Annotated in this window: 16 protein-coding genes and 1 tRNA gene; 11 read left to right on the top strand and 6 right to left on the bottom strand. The window is 31.0% G+C overall.

What is annotated here, in order from left to right:
• Positions 1-195 precede the first annotated feature (195 nt).
• From ACFFLS_RS03050 to ACFFLS_RS03025, 6 genes are all read left to right on the top strand, one after another.
• Positions 196-1,095 carry a helix-turn-helix transcriptional regulator gene (locus tag ACFFLS_RS03050; protein ID WP_379689152.1) on the top strand — a complete coding sequence of 300 codons (900 nt, stop codon included), beginning with the start codon at positions 196-198 and terminating at the stop codon, positions 1,093-1,095.
• A 264-nt stretch (positions 1,096-1,359) separates the two neighbouring features.
• Entirely contained in the window at positions 1,360-2,679 is a 1,320-nt protein-coding gene (locus ACFFLS_RS03045; RefSeq protein ID WP_379683272.1) for a DUF262 domain-containing protein, read from the top strand.
• On the top strand, positions 2,679-4,625 hold the full coding sequence (locus ACFFLS_RS03040) for a DUF262 domain-containing protein (RefSeq protein ID WP_379683273.1): 1,947 nt from the start codon (positions 2,679-2,681) through the stop codon (positions 4,623-4,625). The genes ACFFLS_RS03045 and ACFFLS_RS03040 overlap by 1 nt, the downstream gene beginning before the upstream one ends.
• A 158-nt stretch (positions 4,626-4,783) precedes the next feature.
• Entirely contained in the window at positions 4,784-5,014 is a 231-nt protein-coding gene (locus tag ACFFLS_RS03035) for a beta propeller repeat protein (protein ID WP_379683274.1), read from the top strand.
• Positions 5,015-5,098: 84 nt separating this feature from the next.
• Positions 5,099-5,824 (top strand): hypothetical protein, encoded by a 726-nt coding sequence (locus ACFFLS_RS03030; protein ID WP_379683275.1) that lies wholly within the window; start codon positions 5,099-5,101, stop codon positions 5,822-5,824.
• Positions 5,825-6,018: 194 nt separating this feature from the next.
• Positions 6,019-6,273 carry a hypothetical protein gene (locus ACFFLS_RS03025; RefSeq protein ID WP_379683276.1) on the top strand — a complete coding sequence of 85 codons (255 nt, stop codon included), beginning with the start codon at positions 6,019-6,021 and terminating at the stop codon, positions 6,271-6,273.
• Between the two features lie 22 nt (positions 6,274-6,295).
• Here the strand turns inward: ACFFLS_RS03025 and ACFFLS_RS03020 are convergent, their stop codons facing one another.
• From ACFFLS_RS03020 to ACFFLS_RS03005, 4 genes are all read right to left on the bottom strand, one after another.
• Positions 6,296-6,835 (bottom strand): GNAT family N-acetyltransferase, encoded by a 540-nt coding sequence (locus ACFFLS_RS03020; protein WP_379683277.1) that lies wholly within the window; start codon positions 6,833-6,835, stop codon positions 6,296-6,298.
• 47 nt (positions 6,836-6,882) lie between these two features.
• Positions 6,883-7,665 (bottom strand): TIGR03915 family putative DNA repair protein, encoded by a 783-nt coding sequence (locus tag ACFFLS_RS03015; RefSeq protein WP_379683278.1) that lies wholly within the window; start codon positions 7,663-7,665, stop codon positions 6,883-6,885.
• 6 nt (positions 7,666-7,671) lie between these two features.
• A complete protein-coding gene (locus ACFFLS_RS03010) occupies positions 7,672-8,931 on the bottom strand; it encodes a putative DNA modification/repair radical SAM protein (protein WP_379689149.1) in 1,260 nt (419 codons plus the stop codon).
• A 144-nt stretch (positions 8,932-9,075) separates the two neighbouring features.
• Positions 9,076-9,327, bottom strand: coding sequence for a hypothetical protein (locus ACFFLS_RS03005; RefSeq protein ID WP_379683279.1), 252 nt, complete (start codon positions 9,325-9,327; stop codon positions 9,076-9,078).
• A 399-nt stretch (positions 9,328-9,726) separates the two neighbouring features.
• On the opposite strand from ACFFLS_RS03005, the gene ACFFLS_RS03000 reads away from it, so the two are divergent.
• The 4 genes from ACFFLS_RS03000 to ACFFLS_RS02985 all read left to right on the top strand — a co-directional run bounded on the left by ACFFLS_RS03000 (position 9,727) and on the right by ACFFLS_RS02985 (position 12,665).
• Positions 9,727-10,275: a DUF4494 domain-containing protein gene (locus ACFFLS_RS03000; protein ID WP_379683280.1), complete on the top strand. Its 549-nt coding sequence runs from the start codon at positions 9,727-9,729 to the stop codon at positions 10,273-10,275.
• A gap of 152 nt (positions 10,276-10,427) precedes the next feature.
• Positions 10,428-11,954 (top strand): glycosyltransferase family 39 protein, encoded by a 1,527-nt coding sequence (locus ACFFLS_RS02995; protein WP_379683281.1) that lies wholly within the window; start codon positions 10,428-10,430, stop codon positions 11,952-11,954.
• Positions 11,947-12,495 carry a DUF4269 domain-containing protein gene (locus tag ACFFLS_RS02990; protein ID WP_379683282.1) on the top strand — a complete coding sequence of 183 codons (549 nt, stop codon included), beginning with the start codon at positions 11,947-11,949 and terminating at the stop codon, positions 12,493-12,495. Before ACFFLS_RS02995 ends, ACFFLS_RS02990 begins: the two co-directional genes overlap by 8 nt.
• 97 nt (positions 12,496-12,592) lie before the next feature.
• Positions 12,593-12,665 (top strand) — tRNA-Met (locus tag ACFFLS_RS02985).
• Positions 12,666-12,825: 160 nt separating this feature from the next.
• On the opposite strand, the gene ACFFLS_RS02980 is transcribed toward ACFFLS_RS02985, so the two are convergent.
• Entirely contained in the window at positions 12,826-13,266 is a 441-nt protein-coding gene (locus ACFFLS_RS02980) for a 2-dehydro-3-deoxyphosphooctonate aldolase (RefSeq protein WP_379683283.1), read from the bottom strand.
• Between the two features lie 145 nt (positions 13,267-13,411).
• Positions 13,412-14,770 carry a tetratricopeptide repeat protein gene (locus ACFFLS_RS02975; protein ID WP_379683284.1) on the bottom strand — a complete coding sequence of 453 codons (1,359 nt, stop codon included), beginning with the start codon at positions 14,768-14,770 and terminating at the stop codon, positions 13,412-13,414.
• A gap of 318 nt (positions 14,771-15,088) precedes the next feature.
• Here ACFFLS_RS02975 and ACFFLS_RS02970 point away from each other — a divergent pair, with 318 nt between their 5' ends.
• A complete protein-coding gene (locus ACFFLS_RS02970) occupies positions 15,089-16,225 on the top strand; it encodes a helix-turn-helix domain-containing protein (protein ID WP_379683285.1) in 1,137 nt (378 codons plus the stop codon).
• Positions 16,226-16,258 lie beyond the last annotated feature (33 nt).

The following is a 16,258-nucleotide window of genomic DNA, read 5'->3' as shown; positions in this document are numbered from 1 at the left end:
TTACTTAAAAATCCAGAGAACGAAGTTATCAAATTTGCAAATATTAAGATTAAATGGTCTTATTATCAAAAAAAGCACTGTTTTACGGAAAACCGTTTTTTGCTCAATATGTTATTTCTTATTTTCACACCTACATCACTCTGCCACAAAATGACAGACTACTGATTTATTTTTGAAAAATAAAACAAACCAAACATGTCCAAATTAATATATTTCAAAAGGTACTTATATATCATAGATCGCTTAAGGAGTCACAACTGTGACTTTAAAGATTTACAAAAACATATTGTCCGTAAATTAGAAAATGAAGATATTGACACTAATTTTGAATATTCTGTTCGAACATTTGAACGTGACAAAAAAGATATAATGGATATTTTTGGGATTGTAATTAATTACAACCGAAAAGATAAAACATATAGTATTGATGAAGAAGAAATAGAAGATCAGTCGGTTACACGAATAATGGATGCCTTTTCTATTCATCATGCTTTGCAAGAAGGAAACAAGTTGTCACCTAGCGTTTTTTTAGAAAAGAGAAAATCATCGGGAACTGAAAACATTCACGGCATCATTCATGCCATACAAAATCTCTATGTAGCAAAATTTACGCACCAAAAGCATTGGGAGGATTTTAGCACTAAGCGAGAAGTTTATCCTATTGCTATAAAGGAATCCCATCAGAGATGGTATTTAATTGCCTTAGATAAAAAAGATGAAAAGGTAAAAACTTTTGGACTTGATAGAATTTCTAATTTAATTGTGACTGATACAAAGTTCAAGCCGATTAGATATAATGTAGAAAAAGAATTTCAGCATGCCTTCGGTGTAGAAACTTATTCTCCTGCCGAAAAAGTAGTACTCGAATTTGTTAACAAACAAGGAAATTACATTAAGACCTTTCCTCTTCACGAATCTCAAAAGATTATTAAAGAGAATGACGATACGCTTCTTTTAGAAATTTATATCCATACGACCAATGATATCATTATGGAACTATTGAAATACGGTGCAGATGTAAAAGTCATTTCTCCTGCTAGGCTTCAGAATGAGATGAAAAATAGAATTTCACAAATGGCTAATCTTTACATTTAATGAACACATTTACTACGATAGATTTTGAAACTGCCACAGGTTATAGAAATAGCATTTGTCAAGTCGAATTGATTAGAATCGAAAATGGAATAACTTTTCTAAAGAAATAAATTTACAAATCAAACTTGGCCAACTTATGCAAAGAACATAAGATCTTTCTAAATCATCACGATGCGTTGAGTGATGCTAAAGCTTGTGCGGAATTGTATTTGAGGAGTTTGAAGATTTAACGAATAAAAATTAAAAAGACAAAATATAGCTAAAATGAATAATAGTATTGAAGTAAGTAGTATATCTCTGATGGAGTTATTACAATACAATCTTAAAATACCCGAATATCAAAGACCTTATGTTTGGACAAAATACAACATTAACAAATTAATACACCAGATTTCTGAGCACAACAATCGGAAAGATGATAAACCTAATTTTTATTTAGGAAGTATTGTTCTTCATAAAGACGATGATGGTTACAATATTATTGATGGTCAACAAAGAATTACAACAATGCAAATTTTAGAAAAAATAAAATCAAATGTTGATTTTAATGTTACTTACAGCCATCCAATCACTTTTAAACATATAAAAGAAAATTTTGACCATTATAATTCCAATCAAGGAACCATTGAAAATTTAGAACTTAATTTCTCTAAATTGAATGTTACATTAGTTATTACCAATAGTGAAGATATGGCATATAACTTTTTTGAAACATTAAATACTGGCGGAATAAGATTGGGAGGAACTGATATTTTGAAAGCACACCATTTGCGAAGTGTTAAAGAAAAGGATGAACGAAATTCTTTTGCAAAAGAATGGGAATCAAAACAAAAAAATCTAGAAACGGTAAACAGAATGTTGAGTTTAATACGAAGAATGGATTATCTTAATAGACACAAAAATTTACCTGATAAAAATACGGACATTTCTGGTTGGAAAAATATTCTAACAACAGATTTCGCTGAAAAAGTAAAAAAAGAAAATAGAGACATTGGTTATTCATTTGTTGAAATTGAAGAAAACACCCATAAAATTACTGCGGACAAATATGCAATCCGACAACCTTTAAACGAAGGTGTTAATTACATAAATTATTTACTGAGTTTTACAGACGATTATAATTTCTTGTTTTTAGAGGAAAACCAAAAAGGGAAATATGCTGAATTCAATAGTAAAATTATAAATATAATTGATGGAACGATTGATTTGAGAAGCTATTATAAACTTGCTTTACTTTCATTTGTCGATCGTTTTGGCAGAAAAAATGTACTTGAATTTTCGTTGTATTTATTCCGGTTTATTTACAGTTTAAGATTATCTGACAAATCAAGAATTTATGAAGCAACTGTTCGAAATTTTATAGATGAAACAAAAATTTTAGACAGAATTTTAAATGCTTTTACATATGAAGAAGTCTTATTTTATCTAAAAAAGCAAAAATTACCCATCCAAACAAAAGATCTTACAGGTGTTAGAGAAAGATTTTTTTATAGAGTTAATGCTTTTTTTAACGAACCTATTTCCAAAGAAAACTTTGATTCTGACTTAAAAAAAGCGATTGAAAACTATTTAAAAAACGACTAATGAAGTTTAAAACGAAAGAAATAACACTTAAAGAAATTGTCAAAGACAAGTTAGAATTTTTAATCCCAGTATATCAACGACCTTATGTTTGGGATGCTGTTGAAATCAATAAATTGTTAGAAGATTTAGAGCATAATTTTAAAAATAATATAGTAAAAAATTTAGATAACGATTATTTTGTCGGGAATACGTATGTAGTTAAATCTCCCGAAACCAATAATCTTTTAGAAGTAATTGATGGGCAACAAAGATTTACAACTTTTTGGTTAATCTCATTTTGTTTTAAAAATTTAAATATTAATTCTGATTTGACGAACTACCTTGAAATTGAATATGATAATAACAAAAAAGACATTCGTTTTGATTTTGACATTCGAAAAGAGGTGTATGAATATTTAAAAGGATTACTTGATGGCTCTTCAGATAGAAGATTTCAAGATGTGAGTAATTTTGAATTTCTAAAAAACATTGCCTCTGGAATTGAAACAATTAAAGGTTATCTTAAAGCAAAAAGAAATGAACTAAATTTACTAGAGTATGGAAATTACATTTTCAACAATGTAAAATTCATTTTTAATGAAGCTCCAGAATACACAGACTTAAATGCCCTTTTCGTTGCTTTAGGAACAAGCGGAATACAGCTTCAACAATCCGATATTCTAAAAGCTCGGTTATTGGATAAAATCATCGAAAAAAATGAACGAATAAAGTATGCCAAAATTTGGGAAGCTTGTGAAAACATGAATAATTATTTTGAAAGTAATGTCAAAACATCTTTTCCATATAATAATGATAAAGACAAGATTAAAAGAAGCCATTTTTCTGAATTTAATGAAACCATATTTAACTTAAAAAACGACAACTATATTTCTGAAGGTAAAAGAAATCTAACGATTGATGAAATATTGAAAATCGAAGATAAAATGATTTTTAACAACACAACAGAGATAATTCAAAACTCTGCTTGTCGCTCTATTATTTCTTTTAATATCTTATTATCACATACTTATAGAATTTTCAGAAAACAAAATGGATTTACAGAAGATATAGAATCTATGGATTCTAAAAAAATCCTTGAAAATATTAAAATTGAAGAAATTAAAGAAGTTGAAAAATTCTTTTTACTCTTATGGAGGGTTCGTTATTTATTTGATCGATATGTAGTAAAATGGAGAAATGAAGAGGGAGAAGAAATAAGTAATGAAAATGAAAAATTGCTTTTGGCTTCGGTTAACAAAAATGAAAGTAAAGGCAAAATATATTTTTCAAGAAGTAACAATGAAAACTCTGAAATACAGATGCTGCAATCTGTTTTATATTTCACAGGAATATTTGCTCAACAATATTGGCTAACTCCTTTCATCGATTTCCTATTGAAATCCGAAAACTTGAATAATGAAAATTTAATATTAAAAGAATTAGAAAGAATTGACAATATTATGCTTCCTGGGGACAAAAAAGAAATTTCTTGGAAATTAATAAATGAAGAAATTGCATTGCCGAAATTTGAAGATATAAATAAAACATTATCCGAATCTTCGGGAACAGGTTTTAATCATTATTGGTTTTACAAACTAGAATATATTCTTTGGAAAAATCGAGATGTAAATGATGATAAAGTTAAACAATATAGAATCACTTCAAAAAACTCTATTGAACACATTTTTCCTCAAAATGAAGAAAATAAAAACAATCTTAATGATTTAGATGATGGAATTGATTGGTTAAATGCTTTTGGAAATTTAGCTTTGCTTTCAGTAGGTCAAAATTCTTCTTATAGCAATCAAGATGTAGCTAAGAAAAGGATTGATTTTTATAACAAATCAACCTATGATTCCTTAAAGTTAGCTAAAATCTATGCTAACAATTCTTGGAATTCAGAACAAATTAAACAACATCAAGAAGAAATGATTATACTCTTAGAAAATCATTATCAACAAGGTTAGATATTATTGTTAAAGTATAACCGCCACAGTATTGTGACGGTTATTTTTTTTTACAGTAATTTCACTCTGCCGTCTTTTGTCCTACTCTCCTTCTAATTTCGTCTTATGGGAAAGCCGAAAACCAATCTAGAGTAGGCATCAATTAGAAAACAGATATTATGTCACAGATGATTACCAAAGACAGCGAATTAATTAGAATAAATCCTAACAACAGTACTAAAATTGAATACTCAACCACTTCTGGAAGATCTTGGCATGTCAGATATTCAGGATCTTCTTACGGGAGTTTTCAGGATTTAACAGACAATGGAAAAGAAATTTTAGCGACTACTTCAAAAGGGCTTTACTATTCAACTACAAATGGAAGAAGTTGGCATAAAAGAAACTAATTCCTTTTTACGAATTAATCCAAACGACACACTTTGACCGTGTGTCGTTTTATTTTTACCCTATAACAAAAAGCAACTTTTTATATGATTTCAAATTATAATGAACTTTTAATCTGCATCAAAAAAATAGAAAAGCAAATCTTCAAACTTAAACTTGAACAGCGCATTCTCATTAATAATCGAAACTTCACAAAAACGAGACAAGTGTTTGCACAACAACAGTATTTAGAGCTTCAAATTTTAAACTACATTACACATTATCAGGAAAAAATAAAAAACAATTATCTAGAAAGTAAAGTTTACAGTCATAGCTTATGTAACTTAATAGAAAGCTATCAGCCTAAAACAAATATTAATGAGTTTATTTATTGCTTAAAACAATTAACAACCGAATACAATCATTTACTAAAAGATTTAAAGATTTTTCATAAACTAAATAGATTGGAGGATGTAAATGCAGTCAAAGAAAAAATCAAAAATCAGACTTTCCATATAGAAGAAATTTTTCTAGAATTATCATACATAGTCCTTCTGCCAAACTTAAACATTGATAATAATCAAATTAGAGATTTTAACTCGTTTGCAATCTTTTTTCAGGAATGTTATACCTCAAAAATAGGTACACTAAAAAAAGAATTACACTCAAAACAGACGGAATTAAAATCTATTAAAACAATTCTAAATTTTAAATCATTTAGAGCTATTCGGAAAGAGATAAAAACTATTAAGGCTGAATTGGAATCAATTCAGATTAGGAAAAATGACTTAAAATTTATAGATCAAATCAAGTGGGAATATAGTATTACCTAGAATTACATTGATGATTAACAGACGTATTTCTAAGTTTTTTCAAAATTAATCCACTTTGTCAATTTCCAAAAATCAAGATTGAAAAGTCTTAAAATACAATGGAAGACATCAAATTAATTCTAAAAAATTATAGTTTAGATTTTTCACAACCATTATTAAAAATAGTATTTTTGCATCGAAGTAATATACACAATATGGATATAGTTAAATTTAAAATCACATCAAAAACGATAAAAGTAGAAGTACGCAATTCGAATAATTATGTTTTTAATTTTAATACAGCCTTAGATATTGCTAAAGAAGACAAAGAGGTTTTGCTACGTCTTTACAATGCATTAGATCTTCTTTTCAAGAAAGAAACTCCCACCGAAACAAAAAACTATATTTCGCCAAATCAAACCAATATACTTGATCAGATTTCTGCAGCTAATTTAGAAGAGGAAAAATAACATCTGGTTTTGTTATTAGTTCTTACATATCTCTACCTTCCCACGCCGCTTTCGTAATCTGATAAACAAAATTCAGCTTTGGTTGTTCGCCAAAATAAGCGACTTCTTGTTCAGCATTTTTTTGGGCGCCTAATCTCGAAATTGCGATTTGCGACCTAATGTTTTCGGCTCCAATGTGAAAATTAACTTTATTCACAAATTGAAAAATATAATCCAACATCATTGTTTTTACTGCAAGATTAATGCCTTTTCCCCAACACGATACGGTATAAAACGTATAGCCAATTAATATACTTTCGTCAACTTTATCATAATCGTAAAATCGTGTGCTTCCAATTATGTTTTCCGTCTTTTTTTCTAAAATTTTAAAAGCTCCTTGACTTTTTATCGCTCCTTCAAAGAAAGTTCTAAAAACTTCGTTTTCCCAACGATTTTTATTCGGATGCTGTTTCCATATTTCAGGATCTGATGCAGCATTGTAAAGCATTTCGAAATCCTTTTCTTCTAAAGGATATAATATGATGTCATTATTTTCTAATACTGGTTGGATATCAAAAGTCATAATTATAGTTATTAATGAATCAAATTTAGCAAATCAAACAATTCCTATTACTTAAAATCATTTAAATCAGGCCTTTTTTCCGTCAAATGTTTCCAATATCTTTTTGGCATGTGCTGTACATGCAATTTTGTGTTTTTACGGGATTCAATATTGACGCTGCTAAAATAACGTCTCCATAAATCTTGGAAAAAACCTTCGTCTTCATCAAAAATTTCGGCTGTATGTGTAGAAGAAGATACTGCCGAATCAAAATGCAATTTTACAACAGCAGTGTCTTCAAGGTCGTAATAAATGCTATATTTTCGTTTTGCATCGTAAATCAGCCATCGCTGATCGGCATATCGTTTTTTAAAATGTTGCTCTATAAGCGGAAGCACATCGCAATCTGGTTCGATAAGCGCGTAATACAAGTTGTCTTTTGTGAGCTTAAAACGAATAAAAGCTTTCATTCTGTGACTTTCTCTGGTGGTGAAATGAAATGCCTTTTTAACAGCCAGAACATCATCATTACTCAAATCCTGCTCTACATTTACAGTACTTGACAACACATATTTTACAAATCGAAACAAAACCTCATCAATCTTATCTATTTCAGACTGAAAGGCGCAAAAAACACTTTGAAAACCCAAAACAGAAAGGCGTTTCTTCAATCCGTTTTCGACACGCTTTGCTTTTAAGACATCTGTCGTTACGGGGTGAATGTCTGCAAAAAGCAACGTATTGAGAGCTTTATTTTTGGCAAAAACAATATCATTCAATTTATATTCATAAATCTCAAATACAGCTGTAAGCCAGCCTTCATATGTACCGTCGTAAATTATCTGCGTCATTCTCCCTTAAAATAAAACAAGCTGATTCGAAAAATCATTTTTGTACTTGCTCTTCTGAAGATTCAAAATATAATTTTTGATTTGAATAGAAGTAAAATCCTTCTGTAATCTAAAAGGCGAAGCAAATGCCAGAAAATATTTTGCCCTGCTGTAAGCAATTCCGAATTTCTGCAAATCATAAGGTTGCAGTTTTTTGAATTGCCTAGCCTCCACAATTTTCTTTGCACTCAAAAAACCGATTCCCGGAATGCGTTTTATCAATTCTAAATCGGCGGTATTTACGTCTACCGGAAACTGATCGAGATTCCGAAGCGCCCATCCAAGTTTCGGATCAATATCCAAATCGAGATTCGGCTGATCAAAACCGACAATTTCGTTAACATTAAATCCGTAAAAACGAATCAGCCAATCGGCTTGATACAAACGATTTTCGCGTATCATCGGAACTGGAGTTCCAATTGCAGGAAGGCGATTGTCATGGCTTATCGGAACATAACCCGAATAATAAACCCGACGCATATTCATTTTTTCATAAAAATAATTGGCCATGCCCAAAATTTCAAGATCATTTTCTTTGGTCGCTCCAATCACCATCTGTGTGCTTTGGCCAGCAGGAGCAAAAAGCGGTGTTTTGTAGTTCCGTTTTTTTTCTTCTTTATATTCGGTAATTTCGTTTTTGAGATATTCCATCGGTTTTATAACATCGATGTGATTTTTATCGGGAGCCAAAAGCTTAAGGCTTTGTTCGGTTGGCATTTCAACATTTACGCTCAATCGGTCCGCATACATTCCGGCTTGCCTTAACAATTCATCACTTGCTCCCGGAATTGCCTTGAGATGAATATATCCATTAAAATTTTCTTCCAATCGAAGCTTTTTTGCAATCCGCACCAAACGCTCCATCGTATAATCTGGGTTGTCAAAAATACCCGAACTTAGAAATAATCCTTCGATATAATTTCGTCTATAAAAACCAATTGTTAAATCAACCACTTCCTGAACGGTAAAAGCGGCGCGTTTTACATCATTGCTTTTCCTGCTGACACAATAAGCGCAGTCAAAAATACAATGATTGGTAAGCAGAATTTTAAGAAGCGAAACACAGCGTCCGTCTTCTGTATAAGCATGACAAATTCCGTATCCGGCGGAATCTCCCAAACCTTTGTTTTTATTTTCGCGTTTGCTTTGTCCAGACGAACACGAAACATCATATTTGGCGGCATCGGCAAGAATAGCCAGTTTCTCCATCACTCTTTCCTGTACCATTTTGACTTTTTTTGATTTGTTTGAAATGAAAATTTATTTCTCAAAATTAGTCATACAGCATAAAAGCGACTTCAAAATCACTGTCCTAAATTGTATCATTTTTAAGACTGCCAAATTTAGAATCAAAAAATCCGGCTTGATTTCCTAAAAAAAATCAGGATACCATTCTATGATATCTTTTACATTTTTTATAAAAACCTCTGTGTCTTTACTTTCTTGTTTAATATAAAAAAGATGTTCTGTCAGCTTAAACTGTTCAATCATATCTTTTTTCAAATACTTGATCATCGATTCTGTACTTCGTGTATCATATTGCGCATTTCGCTTCAATTCACGCTGTTTGCTTTCTAGATAATTCAAAGTTTCTTGTAACCTGTGAATGTTTAATTTCCCCAATCCGATTCGTCTTAAATTTTTAACAAAAAAAAGACGATATCAGGAATGCTGCATGATTCTTTGTTCCACAAATCATTTCATTTGAATGTACCTCACCCCCGGATATCGTCTTTTACACTTACGTGAAAAATGATATGGCGGTTTGAAAAAAGATTGAAAAAAACCAGAAAAATCAAGCCTTAAAAAACAACCAACTGATTTTGAATCACTTGTTTTCAATTCAAAACAAAAAATAAATTAATAGCTATAAATAAAATCCTATTTTTAGAAAAAAACACTAAAACACAGAACCTCAAAACGTTACTGCAATCATCTGAAATTGTGAATATTTTATACTTCGAATTAAGATTTATTTCTGTGTGAAAATTTATCTTTGACATCCTTAAAACTTAAAAAGAGATGAGCGTAGTTTGGTACGAATGCAAAGTAAAATATAGAAAAACAGATGAAACTGGAGGACAAAAAGTATTAACTGAACCGTATTTGGTTGATGCTTTGTCGTATACAGAAGCTGAAAAAAGAATGAATGAAGAAATGGCCGCTTACACTAGTGAAGAATTTAAAATCACATCTATCAAAGTGGCAAATTATGCTGAAATTCATCCTTTTGAAAATGCTGACCGTTGGTTTAAATCTAAAATCACTTTAATTGCTTATGATGAAGAAAGTGGCAAAGAAAGAAAAACCAGCATGTATATGTTAGTTCAGGCAAATGATGTTCGTGAAGCATATGACAATACACTTCATATAATGAAAAATACGATGGGAGAATACTCGATTCCTGCTATTTCAGAAACACCAATTATGGATGTTTTTCCTTATTTCAGTGGTGAAGAAGGTGAAACCGCAATGTTGGAAAGATTCAACTCTTTAAAAGCTTCTAAACCGGAAAAACCAGAAACAGAAATTATCGACCATATGGAATTTGAAACTGCTTCGGAAGAATAATTTTCTCCATTAACATGTTCTTATACTATTTAAAAGCTTCAGATTTTCTGGAGCTTTTTTGTTTTTGAGGCTATTTAATTGTAAACCAAAATCCAAAATAAATGATATCTTAGCTGAAACTAAAATTTAATCTGCTCCAAACCAGACCAAAAATGACTAAGAAAACCATTATTTTAATTGGATTTATTATTTTAAAATTCGCCCTGCAGTACTTCTTAATAAGTTCTGAATACGATTTGCAACGTGACGAATATTTGCATCTTGACCAAGCACATCATTTGGCTTGGGGTTATTTGTCGGTTCCTCCTGTAACCTCATGGATTTCTTATCTGATTTTTCTTCTCGGAAATTCGGTTTTCTGGGTAAAGTTCTTCCCTGCTCTCTTTGGCGCTCTAACGCTTTTGGCAGTATGGAAAACAATCGAACATCTAAAGGGTGGCTTGTATGCCTTAATTCTAGGTGCACTTTGTGTTTTGTTTTCATGTTTATTAAGGCTGAATACGCTTTTTCAGCCCAATTCACTTGATGTTCTTTGTTGGACTGCATTTTATTATTTTTTAATTCGATATATAAAGGCTGAAAAAACAAAATGGCTTTTTGCTGCTGCAATAACTTTTGCATTCGGATTTCTAAACAAATACAATATTGCATTTCTGCTGCTCGGAATTGTACCAGCAATTTTGCTGACAAAACAGCGAAAAATATTCGCAAAAAAAGAATTGTATATCGCCCTAATTTTAGGATTAGCCATAATACTTCCAAATCTTTTATGGCAGTACAACAATAATTTCCCAATTGTTCACCATATGAAAGAGTTGTCTGAAACGCAATTGGTCAACGTAAACCGTTTTGATTTTTTAAAAGAACAGCTTTTGTTTTTTATCGGATCAATTCTGGTTATTCTTACTGGTTTTTATGCCTTGTTGTTTTACAAACCTTTTCAAGATTTTAAGTTTTTCTCCTTTTCATTGGTTTTCACTCTTTTGATTTTTATTTATTTCAAAGCCAAAGCCTATTATGCCATTGGATTGTATCCAATTTACATTGCTTTTGGTTCCGTATTTTTGGCCGATATCTTAAAAAAAGGCTGGAAGAGCTTCCTAAAACCTGTTTTAGCATTATTGCCGATCTTGTTTTTTATTCCGATGTACGACATTGCCTTTCCCAATAAAAGTCCGCAATACATTGCTTCTCATCAGGAGAAATATAAGAAATTAGGAATGCTTCGCTGGGAAGACGGAAAAGATCATAAATTGCCTCAAGATTATGCCGACATGCTCGGATGGAAAGAATTGGCACACAAAACCGATTCGCTTTACGGTTTACTGCCAAATCAAAAAGAAACTCTCGTTTTGTGCGATAATTACGGTCAGGCTGGAGCTATAAATTTTTATTCTAAAAAAGGCATAAGAGCCGTTTCTTTTAATGCCGATTATGTAAACTGGTTTGACTTTAGCATTCCTTATAAAAACCTGATTCGCGTAAAAGAATTTGACGAAAAAAGCGAAGAATTTGCTGAAACATCTCCATTCTTTGGCACTTCGTTAATCGGCGGCCAAATCACAAACCCGTATGCGAGAGAATATTTGACTACAATTTTTGTTTTTACGAAAGCTAAAATCGATATCAGAAAAAGACTCGAAGACGAGATTAAAGAAACCAAGAACTACGATGATTGATTTTACAACAATAGCTTACCTGAAAAACGGAAATCAAAAACAAAAACAGGCATTTGAGGTTCTCACCCGTTATAAAGTTTTGGAAAATCTGGCAGAATTTGACCCTCTTTTGACAGGTACAATTCCGATAGACATAGCTATTGACGGAAGCGATTTGGACATTATTTGTTGCTGGAAAAACAAAGCTGACTTTATTAAAAAAGTAACATCCGTTTTTCAAGAACACAGTGGCTTTTCGATAAAAGAAATTGAAATTGATGCTCAGGAAAGTATCGTGGCGGTTTTTAAACTTGATGAATTTGAAATCGAAATCTTTGGACAAAGTATTCCAACTCAAAACCAAAATGCATACAAACATATGTTGATTGAAGACAGAATACTTCGCTCAAAAGATGAAAATTTCCGTTTAGAAATCATCAAACTAAAGCAAAAAGGATACAAAACAGAACCTGCATTTGCTTTATTATTGGGTTTAAAAGGAGATCCATACCAAGAATTACTATCATTTGAGGCTCAAAACTCCCTTCCAGACACCCGATAACACACTAAAAAACAAACGATTGAACTAAAAAAGCAAAAATAAAGCATAAAAATTGTTGTAAAACTGTATTTAGTGTGTATCTTTGCACCCGAAACATCGCGGGATAGAGCAGTAGGCAGCTCGTCGGGCTCATAACCCGAAGGTCACAGGTTCGAGTCCTGTTCCCGCTACTAAGACAAAAAGCTTCAGAGAAATCTGGAGCTTTTTTTGTTTATCTAATACATTCACGAACTAGGCGCTTGTTAGCAGGCGAAATTATAGCAAACCCATAAACTGAATTCTTTTATGATTTCATCTTTCCTAAACTAGTCAATTTCAAATTCAAAAATGTCATTTTTTTGAAGTTAAACCTAACGGAATCATTAGGCTGTCTCTATCATACATATTTATATAAATCTCTAGAGTGTCTTTTATATCTTCATAATATACGTTATAGATGTCAAGCGAGCCTTTCATCCCTTTTTCCACATTCGGGGTTTCAAAAAGACAGCAGCTTCCTACTCTATAAAATCTTACTGTTTCGCCATTTGGACCTCTCAATACACTCAAAAATCTGCGTTCATTTTTTGGCCCCATACCTTCGGAACGACCACCAACCTTAATCGGATTTGATTCAGTAAAACCATAACTTTTATCAGAACTTTGCGTAGTTAGATGAAAGTAGTCCATTTCAACTGGTCCTTCTTTTTCTAAAAGTGCTTTTTCTAATTGTTTTTGTTTATTATTACAGGAAAGAAATAATAATAAAATTAAGGAAAGATACATTTTCATTAGCGTTTTTTTAAATGTTACTCAATGCTCTGATACTACAGCGGGTTTGGAGTTAAATTAAACCGTTTAATCGGATTTATCATCATACCTAAAAAAACAATTTTCCTTTAAGGCAATTGCCTAAATTTGCTGTTGGCTGCAACTTTTATTTACAATATTCTTTTATTCCCTTTTCGGCATCAGGTTCGCCGTGTTTTTTTGCACTGTAAAAATCTTCACAGAAATCTGATATTCCGATTTGTTGTTTTGCTTGGGCTAGAACCATGTAACCATAACCGTATTGGGGATTTATTTTAATTGATTTACTAGCATCTTCCAATGATTTTTGATATTGACCTAATTCTAAAAATAAAAAGGCACGATAGCCAAATGCTCTAAAAAAATCAGGTTTCAACTCTAAGGACTTATTAAAATCTTTTTCAGCATTGGCGTAATTTTTTAATTTTCGGTAGCTAAGCCCTCTGTCAATATACGGGACGTGGTTATTTGGATTTAGATCGATACGTTTTGTTGAGTATTCTATTGATTTTTCAAAATTCTTCATATCAAAATACAGCAAACTTAAATTATCATAAATTTGATCGGCCGATGCTTTCGAAAGTGACAAGGCTTTAAGATAATCCTTTTCTGCGTTTACATAGTCTTTCGTTTGAAAATAGCAGTAACCTCGATTTAAAAAATTATCTGATTTTGTGGCCTTATTGTTTATTAACATGGTGTAAGCAACAATGGCTTGTTTGTATAATTTATTTACAATAAATACCTCTGAAGCAAATTGTAGCTTTTGATTTAAAGTACCATTACAAATTGAATCTGGAAGCAGAAAAGGGTTTCTATGTCCTAATTTTACAGCATATTTTCCGTCTTTACAAGCCATGTCAAAATCTAGCAACGAGAAGTTAATTTTTGCTCTTGCAGAATAGGCTTCTGGATATTTGTTATCAAGAGCAATAGCTTTATTAATCATCACCAACGCTTTTTGGTTTCTTCCGCTTTCTGCCAAAAGAATTCCGAAGTTGTTAAATAATTCTGGGGTTTCAAATTTATTTTCAATAGCCGCTTGATAATCATTTTCTGCACTCTCTATTTTTCTCAATTGTTGGTTGACAATACCTTTCCAATAAAAATATTTACCCATTTTTTTAATCTCTATAGCTTTTCCAAATGCTTGCAACGCTATTTCAAGCTTATGAAGTTTATTGTTTAGCAAACCTTTTTCAAAATACAACTCTGAGTCGTTTGTACTTAATTTAATCGCTTTATCAATGCTGGATGAAGCATCTTCATATCTGAAAAAAATATAAGAAGCTTTTGAATATCTAAGCCAATAATTTGAACTAATCGAATCTTTTGCAAAATCTTCTTTAAGTTTTGTAATTGCGCTCATCGAGTTAATCATTGAATTACTCTCGATTAAAGAATCAATTTCCTTGTATTTATTATCTGTTTGTGCTTGTACTGTAATACTAAATAGAATTAAAATTATGAATAGATTTTTTTTCATTTTTATGTTTTATCTGAAATTTGCAACTAATTTTTTGTTCTTGTATCGGATTTCTTTATTTCCTATTTGTACTATTTGTTCTATAAAATTGTGCTTAAATACATTTATTCAAAGGACGAATTTATTAAAAATTCCATACTTTTTCTTATTCGAAATTAACGGATAATTTCGTATGATTTTAGTTAATCATTTCTTAATCTGTTAAGGAAATCATTTGCATTACTATAAATTCGTCCTGTTGATTCGTCTGAAATAAGCTATATTTTAATTGCCATAATATTCTGAAACAAATCGTAAAATAACTTTTATCTTAAAAAATTGATTTATACAACACTTTTAAATATTGCGATTTTTCAGGGAATCGTTTTAGGCTTTGTTATTTTAAAATCTTCCTTATTCAATAGCAATTCAAATAAATATCTTGCGTACTTACTTTTTACGCTTTCTATTGTTTTACTAAACTATGTTTTTGAACTTCAAGAGGTATTCAAATCCTATCCTTTATTATGTTTTATAGATGCTTTCGATTGGATATTTCTATTACCAGTTTTCACATTTCTGTTTATTATAAACCGCATTGATGATACCGTAAAAAACAGACAAAAAACGTATCTGTATTACATTCCATTTTTCTATAACAGCATTCTTAGTATTGGCGTATATCTTGACATTAAAGCAGGAATTTATAAAATTCCTGAGTCTTTTATGTATCTCATCAATATCCTTAGGATGGTTCAGCTTTTATTGGCCGTTATCATCGTCTTGTTTTTACCTCTTTACTCCTATTTTATGATAAAACATTTAAAGGATCCTCAAGAGAAAAAATGGGTCATTACTTTGTTAACTTTCATGTATATGCTGTTAGTTTTTTGGTTAACGACCTATATGGTCGGCTGGTTTTTTCAATTAGATGTTTCTTCGATTATGAGTGTTCTAGGTTTATCTGCAACATTTGTAATTCACTGGACAGCTTATATCGGTATTTACAAATACAAATTGGCCAAAAACAAAGAAGCTATTTTTAATTTTCTAAACAACGATTTGGCTATTTCGCCTTCCGATTTTCAAATTATAGACAACAATACAATAGAAGAATATCGAGAAACTATAACGGCAGATAATCTTTATTTTCAAAAATTAGAACTTCTTTGTAGAAATGAACATATTTATACGGACAGTACATTAAACAGAGAAAAAGTGGCAGAACAACTAGACATAAGCGCTGGATATCTTTCACAAATTGTAAACATCATAACTGGAGACAACTTTGCCAATTATATAAACAAATATCGAGTTGAAGCTGTAAAAGAAATGATTTCGAATCCGGAATACGAAAACTATAATTTGCTCGCCATCGGATTAGAATCTGGGTTTACTTCTAAAACGACTTTTTACAAAGCCTTTAAAAAAGTTATGGGTCTTACGCCAAATGAATATAAAAACACCAGTAAATAAGTGCCAATTTATCCACTTTTAAGGTTTTGAAAC

This window comes from Flavobacterium procerum (genome assembly GCF_042431625.1).
Lineage (GTDB): Bacteria > Bacteroidota > Bacteroidia > Flavobacteriales > Flavobacteriaceae > Flavobacterium > Flavobacterium procerum.
This window is presented reverse-complemented; position numbering and strand designations above follow the sequence as displayed.